14 protein-coding genes are annotated in these 11,969 nt (G+C 67.5%); 3 read left to right on the forward strand and 11 right to left on the reverse strand.

Going from position 1 to position 11,969, the window contains the following annotated elements; translation table 11 throughout:
• Positions 1 to 57: 57 nt before the first annotated feature.
• The gene (locus ACVN9Z_RS10950; RefSeq protein ID WP_006388706.1) at positions 58 to 543 is read left to right on the forward strand and encodes a multidrug/biocide efflux PACE transporter; all 486 of its coding nucleotides are present in this window, start codon (positions 58 to 60) and stop codon (positions 541 to 543) included.
• Here ACVN9Z_RS10950 and ACVN9Z_RS10955 read toward each other — a convergent pair.
• The 9 genes from ACVN9Z_RS10955 to ACVN9Z_RS10995 form a co-directional block, all read right to left on the reverse strand.
• Complete coding sequence (locus ACVN9Z_RS10955; RefSeq protein ID WP_020925174.1) at positions 518 to 1,168, reverse strand: GntR family transcriptional regulator; 651 nt, start codon at positions 1,166 to 1,168, stop codon at positions 518 to 520. The two genes, ACVN9Z_RS10950 and ACVN9Z_RS10955, sit on opposite strands and share 26 nt — an antisense overlap.
• Positions 1,168 to 2,133 (reverse strand): branched-chain amino acid ABC transporter permease, encoded by a 966-nt coding sequence (locus tag ACVN9Z_RS10960; RefSeq protein WP_006388710.1) that lies wholly within the window; start codon positions 2,131 to 2,133, stop codon positions 1,168 to 1,170. Before ACVN9Z_RS10960 ends, ACVN9Z_RS10955 begins: the two co-directional genes overlap by 1 nt.
• 1 nt (position 2,134) lies before the next feature.
• Entirely contained in the window at positions 2,135 to 3,037 is a 903-nt protein-coding gene (locus ACVN9Z_RS10965; protein WP_006388713.1) for a branched-chain amino acid ABC transporter permease, read from the reverse strand.
• 112 nt (positions 3,038 to 3,149) lie between these two features.
• Positions 3,150 to 4,355 (reverse strand): ABC transporter substrate-binding protein, encoded by a 1,206-nt coding sequence (locus tag ACVN9Z_RS10970; protein WP_006388715.1) that lies wholly within the window; start codon positions 4,353 to 4,355, stop codon positions 3,150 to 3,152.
• 86 nt (positions 4,356 to 4,441) lie between these two features.
• Positions 4,442 to 5,161 carry an ABC transporter ATP-binding protein gene (locus tag ACVN9Z_RS10975; RefSeq protein WP_458213389.1) on the reverse strand — a complete coding sequence of 240 codons (720 nt, stop codon included), beginning with the start codon at positions 5,159 to 5,161 and terminating at the stop codon, positions 4,442 to 4,444.
• Positions 5,154 to 5,909, reverse strand: a complete 756-nt coding sequence (locus ACVN9Z_RS10980; RefSeq protein ID WP_006388718.1) for an ABC transporter ATP-binding protein — start codon at positions 5,907 to 5,909, stop codon at positions 5,154 to 5,156. Before ACVN9Z_RS10980 ends, ACVN9Z_RS10975 begins: the two co-directional genes overlap by 8 nt.
• A 70-nt stretch (positions 5,910 to 5,979) precedes the next feature.
• Positions 5,980 to 6,891, reverse strand: a complete 912-nt coding sequence (locus ACVN9Z_RS10985; RefSeq protein WP_020925171.1) for a dihydrodipicolinate synthase family protein — start codon at positions 6,889 to 6,891, stop codon at positions 5,980 to 5,982.
• 258 nt (positions 6,892 to 7,149) lie between these two features.
• Positions 7,150 to 8,037 (reverse strand): alpha/beta hydrolase, encoded by an 888-nt coding sequence (locus tag ACVN9Z_RS10990; protein ID WP_006388720.1) that lies wholly within the window; start codon positions 8,035 to 8,037, stop codon positions 7,150 to 7,152.
• Positions 8,038 to 8,108: 71 nt separating this feature from the next.
• A complete protein-coding gene (locus ACVN9Z_RS10995; RefSeq protein WP_020925169.1) occupies positions 8,109 to 8,996 on the reverse strand; it encodes a LysR family transcriptional regulator in 888 nt (295 codons plus the stop codon).
• Positions 8,997 to 9,091: 95 nt separating this feature from the next.
• Between ACVN9Z_RS10995 and ACVN9Z_RS11000 the strand changes: the two genes are divergently transcribed.
• Positions 9,092 to 9,496, forward strand: coding sequence for a CidA/LrgA family protein (locus ACVN9Z_RS11000; protein ID WP_024067732.1), 405 nt, complete (start codon positions 9,092 to 9,094; stop codon positions 9,494 to 9,496).
• Positions 9,486 to 10,178, forward strand: a complete 693-nt coding sequence (locus ACVN9Z_RS11005; protein WP_053496841.1) for an LrgB family protein — start codon at positions 9,486 to 9,488, stop codon at positions 10,176 to 10,178. The genes ACVN9Z_RS11000 and ACVN9Z_RS11005 overlap by 11 nt, the downstream gene beginning before the upstream one ends.
• 51 nt (positions 10,179 to 10,229) lie before the next feature.
• Here ACVN9Z_RS11005 and ACVN9Z_RS11010 read toward each other — a convergent pair whose 3' ends face one another.
• Positions 10,230 to 10,874, reverse strand: coding sequence for a LysE family translocator (locus ACVN9Z_RS11010; protein ID WP_020925166.1), 645 nt, complete (start codon positions 10,872 to 10,874; stop codon positions 10,230 to 10,232).
• Positions 10,871 to 11,797, reverse strand: a complete 927-nt coding sequence (locus tag ACVN9Z_RS11015; RefSeq protein WP_047993459.1) for a DMT family transporter — start codon at positions 11,795 to 11,797, stop codon at positions 10,871 to 10,873. Before ACVN9Z_RS11015 ends, ACVN9Z_RS11010 begins: the two co-directional genes overlap by 4 nt.
• Positions 11,798 to 11,969 lie beyond the last annotated feature (172 nt).

The following is an 11,969-nucleotide window of genomic DNA, read 5'->3' on the forward strand; positions in this document are numbered from 1 at the left end:
CGGAAATATCGTCGAAAATCTCTCGGTCACTGAAACAAACGACCTCAGAGGTGGGTCATGACGCAAGCCAAGAAAACCATCAAAGAGCGCTTCATCCACGCTTTCCTGTTCGAAATCCTCGCCATCGGCCTGTGCGCGCCGGTGGCCGCCTGGGCCATGGGCAAGTCGCTGTTCGAAATGGGCGTGCTGACCGCCGTGATCGCCTGGATCGCGCTGGTCTGGAACATGATCTACAACGCCGGCTTCGACCGCCTGGAGAACCGCCTGGGCATCACCCGCAACCTGCGCGTGCGCGTGATCCACGCGTTCGGCTTCGAACTGGGGCTGATCCTCATCGTGATCCCGCTGGCCGCCTGGTGGCTGAACATCAGCCTGTGGCAGGCCTTCGTGCTGGACATCGCGCTGGTGCTGTTCTACCTGCCGTACGCCTTCTTCTACAACCTGGCGTACGACCGCGCCCGTCCGCGCGTCATGGCGTGGCTGGCGCGCGGCGCCAAGGACGCCGCGCCGGCTCCCGCTACGCGTCAATCACCTTGCGCGTAAACATCTCAAGGTAGTCCATCAGCGAATCCGCGCCCCGGATGGCCGCCGCTTCGTCGCCCGTGGCGATGCCGGCGGCCATGGCCATGTGGCGGCGCGCGCCCTCGGCGATGTCGCCCTCGTGCTGGTAGGCGTACCAGAAGCGCCGGCACTGGATGATCAGCGGTTCCACCGCGTTCACCGCCGACACGTTGCGGCAGGCGCTGTGGCAGACGTGGTCGAGCAACTGGTCGGCCTGCATGTAGTCGTCCAGATTGCCGCCCTCGGCCGCGCGCACCATCTGTGTCGCGCATTCGACGATCTGGGCGCGTTGCGCCGGCGTGGCGCGGCGCGCGGCGCTGGCGGCGATCAGTTGCTCCAGCGCCCGGCGGGTCTGGATCAGGTCCATGTGGTCGGCCAGCTGGATCATCGACACCCGCAGGCCGCGCCGCGGCTCCTGGCGGATCAGCCCGGCCGCCACCATGCGCAGCAGGGCTTCGCGCAGCGGGGTGCGGCCCAGGCCGGTCTTTTCGACCAGATCGGCTTCCACCACCGCGCTGCCCGGCTGCAATTGCAGGGTGGCGATCATGCTTTCGATCTGGTCATAGGCGACGTCTGCCGCGCGCCTTTTGGGTTCTGCTCCTGCCATCAACGGTTGTTTTCCTTCGTTTTGCGCCACTGCGTGTAGGCCAGCCATTCGCCGACGAACCCGCGCCGGAAGAACGACACGCACAACACGAAAATCAACCCGATGACGATGGTGACGACATCGCCCAGGGTGGCCAGGTAATTCTGCAGGCTGACGACCAGCGTGGCGCCCACCACGGGGCCCCACACGGTGCCGATCCCGCCCAGCAGCGTCATCAGCAGGACTTCGGTGGAGGTGGCCAGCGACACGTCGTTCAGCGCCACCAGCTGCAGCACCAGCGCCTTGAGCGAACCGGCCAGGCCGGCCACCGAGGCCGACAGCACGAACGCCAGCAGCTTGCACCGATCCGTATCGTACCCCAGCGAAATCGCCCGCGGCGCGTTGTCGCGGATGGTCTTGAGCACCTGCCCGAAGGGCGAATGGATGACCCGGTAGACGAACAGGAACCCCAGCACGAACACGCCCAGCGCGAAGTAATACATGTTGGTGTCGGCGCTCAGGTCGACCAGGCCCAGGAACTTGCCGCGCGGAATGCCCTGCATGCCGTCCTCGCCGCGCGTCCAGCCAACCTGCACCGCCATGAAATACGCCACCTGCGACAAGGCCAGCGTGATCATCGCGAAATAGATGCCGGTGCGGCGGATCGCCAGCCAGCCAATCGCGTAACCGATGGCGGCGGCCATGGCCACGCCGCACAGCATGGCCAGTTCCGGCGGCAGGCCGGCCGCGCCGTACAGGATCATCATCTCGCCAGCGGCATAGCCGGCCCAGCCGAAGAAGGCGGCGTGGCCGAACGACACCAGGCCGGTGAAGCCGGTCAGCAGGTTGAAGGCCAGCGCGAACAGCGCGAAGCACAGCACCTTCATGACGAAGACCGGATAGACAATCTGCGGGAACCACGGAACCAGCAGCGCCGGCACCAGCAGCAGCGCCAGGATGCGGATGGAAAGAGGAAAGCGCGACACCTTATTTCTCCTTGCCGAACAGGCCCGCGGGGCGCGTCAGCAGCACCACCGCCATCACGATGAACACGACCACGGTGGACGCTTCGGGGTAGAACACCTTGGCCAGGCCCTCCAGCAGGCCCAGCGCCAGGCCGGTGACGATGGCGCCCATGATCGAGCCGAGGCCGCCGATCACCACCACCGCGAACACGATATTGAGCAGGTTGGAGCCCATCAGCGGGTTGATCTGCATGACGGGCGCGGCCAGCACGCCGGCCACGCCGGCCAGCGCCACGCCGAAGCCGTAGGTCAGCGTGATCATCACCGGCACGTTGACGCCGAAGGCCTGCAGCAGCCGGGCGTTCTCGGTGCCGGCGCGCAGCAGCGCGCCCAGGCGGGTGCGCTCGAACAGGTACCAGGTCAGCAGGCACAGCAGCAGCGACGCCACCACCACGAAGGCGCGGTACGCCGGCAGGAACATGAAGCCCAGGTCGAAGCCGCCCTGCAGGATCTCGGGCGGCTCGTAGCCCACGCCGGAAATGCCGTAGAAGTAGCGGAATCCGCCTTCCATCATCAGCGCGATGCCAAAGGTCAGCAGCAGGCCGTACAGGTGGTCCAGGTGGTAGAGCCGCTTGAGCAGTGTCTTCTCGATGACCACTCCGACCGCGCCGACAATCAACGGCGCCAGCACCAGGGCCGCCCAGAAGTTGATCTGCGCGCCCGGGCCCAGCAGTTGCGGCAGCTGGGTGAAGCCGATCCACGCCAGGAACGCCGCCATCATGAACTGGGCGCCGTGAGTGAAATTGACGATGTTGAGCAGGCCGAAGATGATGGCCAGCCCCATGCTGAGGATGGCGTAGAAGCAGCCGTTGATCAGCCCCACCAGCAGTTGGGCGAGCAGGGCGGGAAGCGAGATGTCGAACATAGTGGGCGGCGATCGGACACGGGACGCGTCGGTTTGCGGGAGGCGCGCGTTGCCGCGCGCCGCGGGCGGCTCGAACCGGCGCCGGGCGCAAGCCGCCCGGCGCCAGCGGGCGTCAGGACTTGTTCAGCGCGCAGGCGGCCTGCGGCTTGGGGAAGACCTCGTCGCCCTTGAGCACCGACTTCACGTGGTAGTAGTCCCACGGCGCCTTGGACTCGGCCGGCGCCTTCACCTGCAACAGCAGCATGTCGTGCACCAGCGCGCCGTCCGCGCGTAGCTTGCCGTTGCGGATCACGGCGTCGTTGATGGTCATCTCGCGCAGCTTGGCCATGACCGCCGGCGCCTCGTCGGTGCCGGCCGCCTCGATCGCCTTCAGGTACGACAGCGTGGCCGAGTAGACGCCGGCCTGCGATGCCGTCGGCATCTTTTTGGTCTTCTCGAAGAACTTCCTGGCCCAGGCGCGCGAGGCGTCGTCGTAGTCCCAGTAGAACGCTTCGGTCAGGTACATGCCCTGCGCCTTGGCCAGGCCCATGCTGTGCACGTCCGAGATGTAGGTCAGCAGCGGCGCCACGATCTGCTTCTTGGTGATGCCGAACTCATTGGCCTGCTTGACCGCGTTGACGGTGTCGTTGCCGGCGTTGGCCAGGGCGATCACGTCGGCCTTGGAGGCCTGCGCCTTCAGCAGGAACGACGAGAAGTCGTTGCCGGGGAAGGGGTGGCGCGAGACACCGGCCACGCTGCCGCCGTTTTCCTGGATCACTTCGGTGGCGTCCTTCTCCAGCGAATGGCCGAAGGTGTAGTCGGCGGTGATGAAGTACCAGGTCTTCTTGCCCTCCTTGACCAGCGCGCGCGCCGTGCCGGCCGCCAGCGCGTAGGTGTTGGTGGTCCACTGCGCGTTCAGCGGCGAGCACTTCTCGCCCAGGATCGCGGTCGACAGGCCGGCGGACGGCATGGTCACGCGGTTCTTCTGGCGCGCGATCTCCATCACGGCCAGCGCGGTCGACGCGGTGGGGAAGTCGGTGATCATGTCGACCTTGCCCTGGTCGAACCATTCGCGCGCCAGGTTGGCGGCGACGTCGGGCTTGTTCTGGTGGTCGGCGGCCACCACCTCGACCGGCTTGCCCAGCACCTTGTTGCCCATTTCCTCGGCCGCCATGCGCGCCGCGACCACCGAGCCGTTGCCGGCCAGGTCGGAATAGACGCCCGATAGGTCGGTCAGCACGCCGACCTTGACGATGCCGTCGCTGATGCCGGCCTCGGCGTGGGCGACGCCCGCCAGGCCGATGGCGCACAGCGCCGCTGCGATTCGATTCAATTTCATCTGACTACGCTCCGTATGGGAATGGGGGGACTGCGGTCGGAAGCACCACGGGAACTGCAACGACGGGGAACTGCGCGCGACGGCCTTCAGATGCCGAGCAGGGCGTTGAGCCGGTCCTGCGACCGCTCGACCTCGGCCCGCTCGATCACGGCGGCCACCTGGCCATGCTCGATGACGTAATGGCGGTCGGCCAGGTGCCGGGCGAAGCGGAAGTTCTGCTCGACCAGCACGGTGGTGTAGCCGCGCTCCTGCAATTGCCGGATCACCCGGCCCAGCGTCTGCACGATGACGGGCGCCAGGCCTTCGGTGATTTCATCGAGCAGCAGCAGGCGGGCGCCGGTGCGCAGGATGCGCGCCATCGCCAGCATCTGCTGCTCGCCGCCCGACAGCCGGGTGCCGGGGCTGTGGGCGCGTTCCTTCAGGTTGGGGAACATCGTGTAGATCTCGTCCACCGACATGCCGTCCGGCCCCACCGTGGGCAGCAGCATGAGGTTTTCCTCGGCGGTCAGCGAGGCATAGATGCCGCGCTCTTCGGGGCAGTAGCCGATGCCCTGGCGCGCGATCTTGTGCGGCGGCAGGCCGATGGTTTCCTGGCCTTGCACCTTGATGGAGCCGCTGCGCCGGCCCACCAGGCCCAGCACCGACTTCAGGGTCGAACTGCGGCCGGCGCCATTGCGGCCCAGCAGCGTGATGCACTCGCCCGCCTTCACGTCCAGGTCGATGCCGTGCAGGATGTGCGATTCGCCATACCAGGCGTGCAGGTCGCGGATCTCCAGCATGGACCGCGCCGGGGTCTCGTCATTCATCTTCCGCTCCCATGTACGCTTCGCGCACCGCGGGGTTCGCGGACACCTCGGCGTACGGACCCTCGGCCAGGATCTCGCCGCGTTGCAGGACGGTGATGGTGTCGCAGATGTCGGCCACCACCTTCATGTTGTGTTCCACCATCAGGATGCTGCGACCGGCCGAGACCTGCTTGATCAGGTGCTTGACGCGGTCCACGTCCTCGTGGCCCATGCCTTGCGTCGGCTCATCCAGCAACAGCAGTTCGGGCTCCAGCGCCAGCGTGGTGGCGATCTCCAGCGTGCGCTTGCGGCCGTAGGGCAGGTCGCCGGCGGCCACGTCCAGCTGCGCGCGCAGGCCGACCTGGTCGAGCAGTTCCTCGACCCGCGCATGCAGGCGCTCCAGCGAGCGCTCCGAACGCCAGAAGCAATAGTCCACGCCCAGCTTGCGCTGCAAGGCCACGCGCACGTTCTCGCGCACCGACAGCTGCGGGAACACCGCCGAAATCTGGAACGAGCGCACGATGCCGCGCCGCGCCGTCTGCGCCGGCCGTTCGCCGGTGATGTCGACGCCGTCGTAGACGATCTCGCCGCGCGTGGGGATGTGGAACTTGGTGAGCAGGTTGAAGACCGTGGTCTTGCCGGCCCCGTTGGGACCGATCAGCGCATGGATCGCGCCGCGCCTGACGCTCAGGTTGACGTCGTTGACCGCCACGAAGCCGCGGAATTCCTTGGTGAGGCCCCGGGTCTGAAGGATGATGTCGCTGTGCATGGTGTCCGAGAGGCTGGCGGGTGGACGGCGCGCCTGGCGGGCGCGCCTGTCCTGCTTCGGGCTGGGTCGTTTACTTCGACTGGTATTGCCGCGGCCGCTTGGCCAGCGCCGCTTCGATGATGCCGGCGCAGCGCTCGCGCTCGGCGCCCACCAGCGGCAGGCGCGGACGGCGCACGTGCTCGTTGCCGACGCCGGCGAGGGTCTCGGCCAGCTTGATGTTCTGCACCAGCTTGGTCGACACGTCCAGGTGCAGCAGCGGCGTGAACCACTGGTACAGCGCCAGCGCTTCCTGCCATTTGCCGGCTTTCATCAGGTCGTACAGCGCCACGGTCTCGCGCGGGAAGGCGGTCACCAGGCCGGCCAGCAGGCCGTCGGCGCCCAGCGCCAGGGCTTCGAACGACAGGTCGTCGACGCCGATGAACAGCTGGTAGCGGTCGCCCAGCTTGTTGCGCAGGTCGGTCACGCGGCGGATGTCGTCGCTGCTTTCCTTGATCGCCACCAGCCAGGGGCAATCGGCCAGCTCGGCCATGTGCTCGGGCTTGAGGTCGACGCGGTAGGCGACTGGGTTGTTGTAGATCATGCAGGGCTTGGCGGCGGCCTCGGCCATGGTGCGGATGCTCTGCATCGCCTCGCGCGCATCGGCCACGTAGATGAGCGACGGCATCAGCATGAAGCCGTCCACGCCCAGCTCGACCGCGGCCTTGATGAAGCGCAGCGCCTCGCGGGTGCTGGTCTCCGACACGTTGGCCAGCACCGGGATGCGGCCGCCGCTGACTTCCACGGCGCAACGCGTCACCGCCAGCTTTTCCTCCAGCGTCAGGGTGCTGGCTTCGCCCAGCGAACCGCAGGTGACAAGGCCATGCACGCCGTTGTCGATCAGGAAGCCGAAGTGCTTGCGCATCGCTTCGAAGTCGAGGGTTTCGTCGGCATGGAACTTACTGGTTACGGCAGGAAAGACGCCCTGCCAACGCACGTTACTCAACTGGATTCTCCTCGGATGGCCGGCGCCGCGAAGGAAGGGCGGCGGGTGGGAGAAAGTCTAATATCCGTTAAATATATTTAGAAGATATTTTGATATGGGAGTTTCCCGAGAGCGGGTTTCCCCGGGGAGAACGGTGCGGGCGCCTTATCAGGCGCAGGGGGAGTGGGCCGGGAAGGGAACCGGCGAACGCCGGGCGCGCTTGCCCGATCCGGGAAGGATTCGACGGATGGCCCCGCCCCTGGTCGCGGGGCGCGAGGGTCAGCCGGCCTTGCGTTGATAGGCGCGACTGGCGTCGCGCATGAAGGTCTTCACGGCGTCGTCGTACTGTTCGCCGCTGCGGAACGCGCCCGAATGCGTCGCGCCCTCGATCTTGACCAGCCGCTTCAGTTCGGGCGCCACCCCCCGGGCGGCGGCGTAGAGTTCGTCGCTCATCGTGTGCGGCACCACGCGATCCGCGGTGCCATGCATGAACAGCATCGGCGTGTGCAGTTGCGCCAGCGTCTGCACCGAGTCGAACGGTTGCGTGACCAACAGGCTGGCGCCGGGCACGCGGCCCCACTTCATGGTGGCCAGCATCGCGCTGATGCTGGTGAAACTGGATTCGACGATCAGCCCGGCGAAGTCCGGTTGCTCCGGGCGCGCCGCCAGGTTGATGGCGATGGCGCCGCCCAGGCTGTGTCCGTAGATGAAGCGGCGCGCCGGGTCCGGTTGCAGGCGGGCCAATTCCTTCAAGCCCGCCATGGCGTCCTCCAGCGCGCTGGCCTCGGACGGCAGGCGCGGCGTCGACGCGCCGAACCCGCGATAGTCGATGGCCAGCACCGAATAGCCCTTGCGCGTCCAGCCGTCGATGCGGAAGGCGCTGCCGTTCAGGTTCCAGCGCGCGCCATGCAGGTACAGGACTGTAGGCGCGTTGGCTTGCGGGCTTTGCCAGTACCAGGCCCGCACCTTGTCGCCATTGGCCAGCGCCAGGTCGTAGACCTGCGTGCCCTTGGCTGGCTCGCGCCACCAGGTCTGAGGTTCGGATTGCGGCGAAAAAATGGTCTGGCGCTGCCAGGAGTCAAGCTGCGAACAGCCGACCACGCTGGCGGCGGCGAGCACGGCGGCGCCGAACAGGCGGCGGACGGTGAAGCGGGGCAGGGCGGGCATGATCAATGAAACCCGCGCCGACGGGCGCGGTCGCGCCGCCAGCATACAACGCGGATTGTTGGCGCATCGCTTCAAGCCGTGTCCGGATGCATCTCGCGCGCCAGCGCCAGCCAGGCCTGCGCCGCGGGCGACAGGTAACCGCCACGCCGCCACACCAGTCCCATCTCCCAATCCGTATGGGCATCGCGCAACGGCACCAGCGCCACGCCCGCGTGCCGTTCTTCCTCCGCCTTGACGCGCGGCAGGAAGGCCACGCCCAGCCCGGCGCTGACCAGCGCCACGATGAAGTCGATCTGGCCGCTCCTCGCGGCGATGGCCGGCGCAAAGCCGGCGCGCCGGCAAGCCTCCTGGATGATGCGGTTCAGGGCGAAGCCGGTCTCGAACAGGATGAAGGGGGAGTCGCGCAATTGGTCGAGGCCGACGGTGGCGGCCCGGGCGTGCGGGTGATCGGCCGGCAGCAACGCCACCAGCGGCTCGCGCGCCACCGGTTGCCAGTCGAAATTGTCGGAGTCCGGCCGCAGCGACGCCGCCAGCTCGATCCCGCCGGCCATCACCATTTCTTCGAGCCGGTGGCCGCCGTGTTCCAGCAGGCTGATCTCGATGTGCGGATAGCGGCTGCGAAAGCGCGCGAACATCGGCGCGAACAGCGTGCTGCTGCCCAGCGGCGGCAGGCCCAGCCGCAGCACGCCGCGCTTGAGACCGCGCAGCTCGTCCAGTTCGGCGTACAGATCGTCGCGCTCGGCCAACATCTTCACGGCGCGCCGGTAGACGATTTCACCGGCCTCGGTCAGCCGGGGCGGCTGCGCCTGGCGGTCGAGCAACGGCATGCCGATCTCGTCTTCCAGCTGGCGCACGGCCTTGCTGACCGTGGGCTGGGTGGCGAAAACCGCTTTCGCGGCCTGGGAGAATCCGCCCTGGCGGACCACTTCCACCAGCGCGCGCAAGGGGCGCAGATCCATAGGGGTATGCCTGTTTGGAATGGGATGAATTCGACAAATTCATTTTATCTATGGCCGCGCCGAGCGTAAAACGTTTCCTGTCCGCTGGAAATTCCATGTCTCGCCCTCGCTATCCCATCGTCCTGCGCAGCCTGCTGCGCCGCAGCCGCGTGCTGCAGATCGTCCTGCTGATCCTGTTTTCCCTGCTCGGCCAGGTACTGGCCAACGCCGCCGGCCTGCCCATACCGGGCGGCGTCATCGGCATGGTGCTGGTGCTGGCCCTGCTGGCCGCCGGCCTGTTGCGGGTGCGCAATGTGCACCGAGGCGCCAGCTGGCTGCTGGGCGAGATGCTGCTGTTCTTCGTGCCCGCGGTGATGTCGCTGCTGGACCATCGCGAATTCCTCGGCGTGCTGGGCGCGAAACTGCTGGCCGTGATCCTGCTGGGCACGGCCCTGGTCATGGTCGGCACCGCGCTGACGATCGACCTTTGCTACCGCTGGATGAACCGCCATGCGGGCTGAATTCAATCTGCTGTTCTGGCCGCTGGCCACGGTGCTGGCCTATGTCTGCGCGCGCCTGTTCTATCGCCGCTATGCCTATTGGTGGACGTCCACGCTGGTGGTGGCGCCAGCCTTGCTGCTGATGCTGGCGTTGCTGCTGCACACCGGCTATCGCGACTACATGTCCGGCTCCCACTGGCTGATGACGATGCTGGGGCCGGTCATCGTTGCGTTCGCGTTGCCGCTGTACGAGCAGCGCGCGCTGATCCGGCGCTATTGGCCGGTGCTGTTGGCCGGCGTGGCGGTGGGCAGCGCCATCGCGGGCGCCAGCGCCTGGCTGCTGGGCAGTCTGCTGGACCTGCCGCCGGGCCTGCGGTTGAGCCTGTTGCCGCGTTCGGTGGCCACGCCGTTCGCGGTGGCGGTGTCGTCGCACGTCGGCGGCGTGCCCGACCTGACGGCGGTGTTCGTCATTGTCACGGGGGTGTTCGGCGCGGCCATCGGCCAGTTCATGCGACGCTGGCTGCCGCTACGCTCGGCCCTGGCGCGCGGCGCGCTGTTCGGCATGGGCGCGCATGGCGCCGGCACCGCCAAGGCGCGCGAGCTGGCGGCCGAAGAGGGCGCGGTGGCGGGCCTGGTGATGGTGATGGCGGGCCTGTTCAACGTGCTCGTCACGCCCGTCGTGGTGGTCGCCCTGCTGGCCTGAGGCCAGGGTCAGTGCGTCACGAGCATCGCGGCGCGCCGGCCCCCGGCCATGTCAGTGCAGCGCTTCCAGCGCCACCGGATACAGCGAGGCCACCAGCAGCAGGGCCATGGTGATGTTGAAGGCCCGGATCGCCCAGGGTTTGTGCAGCACCCGGCGCAGCGCCGTGCCGAAGGTGACCCAGATGCCGATGCTGGGCAGGTTGACGAGGCCGCAGACCAGTGTGGCGATCACCAGGTTGGCGAAGAAGCCGGCCTGCGGCGTGTAGGTGGCGATGATGCCCACCGCCATCACCCAGGCCTTGGGGTTGACCCACTGGAAGGCCGCTGCCTGCAGGAAGGTCATCGGCTTGCCGCGCGCTTCACCCTCCTCCACGCCGCCGGAGTTGGCGATCTTCCAGGCCAGGTACAGCAGGTAGGCGGCGCCCACGTACTTCAGCACGGTGTACAGCACCGGCGCCTGCTGGAAAACCGAGCCGAGCCCGATGCCCACCAGGAAGATCATCAGCGTGAATCCCAGGTTCACGCCAAGCAGGTGCGGCATGCTGCGGCGGAAGCCGAAGTTCAGCCCGGAGGCGGCCAGCATGACGTTGTTCGGCCCGGGCGTGATCGAGCTGACCAGCGCGAACAGCGCCAGGGGCCCCAGCAGGGACAGGGAAGCGAGCGGCACATCGGCCAGGCTGGAAGGGAACAGCGTCATTTCTTGACTCCAACGATCGCGCGGCGTCCGCCGGCGATCACAACGATAACGGCGGCGGCGAACAGGAAGGTGACCATGTCCACCGATTCGCCAAAGAACAGGGTGGCGGCCAGTACCGTCAGGAACGGTTGCAACAGCTGAATCTGCCCGACACGGGCAATGCCACCCGCGGCCAGGCCGCGATACCAGGCGAAAAACCCCAGGAACATCGAGCCAAATGCCAGGTAGGCGCTGGCCCAGATGACGTCGGCCGCTGGCCAGGCCGCCTGTTGCGCAGCCATCCAGCCCACCGGTGCGACCAGCACCGGGGCGCTGATCACCAGCGCCCAGCAGATGGTGCGCCAGCCGCCCAGGGTGCGCGAGGCGCGCGCGCCTTCGGCATAACCCATGCCGCCCAGCAGCACGGCCAGCAACAGCCAGAAATCGCCCATCACCAGGCTGCCCTGGCCCTCGCGCAGCGCAAATGCGCAGACCAGCGCGGCGCCCACCATGGCCCAGCCCCAGAACGCCGGCGATGGCCGTTCGCCGCTGCGCCAGGCCGCGAAAACCGCCGTGGACAGGGGCAGCAGGCCGTTGAACACCGCGCCGTGCGAAGACGCCACGGTCTGCATCGCCAGCGACGACGCCAGCGGCCAGCCCACCACGATGCCGATCGCGGCCAGGATGACGCCGGGCCATTCGCGGCGATCGGGCCGCCGGCTGCGTGTCAGCCACAACAGCGCCAGGGCCGGCACGGCCGCCAGCAGGGCCCGGCCCAGGCCCACCAGCAACGGCGGCAGCTCGGCGACGGCGACGCGGGTCATCGGCAGAGTCAGCGAGAACACCACCACCCCCAGCAGGCCGTAGCCATAGCCTTCCCAGGAGGAGGCCGCGGACGCGGCGGGAGCGACCTGGGGCGAGGGATACAGCACGGAACGGCTCATCGGTGGACATCCGGAAGAAGGGGCGGTCCACAGGGCTTGCGGGTTGGCGCCATTGCTGTCACTCTACGCATAGTCATCGGTACAGTACCGGTACACTTTTGCATGTCACTTTAACCACTGGCCTGGTGAAATCCCCATGACAGTTGTCTCCCCCTCCATGCCCTGGCAGCCG

It is taken from the genome of Achromobacter sp. KK8 (assembly GCF_054188005.1).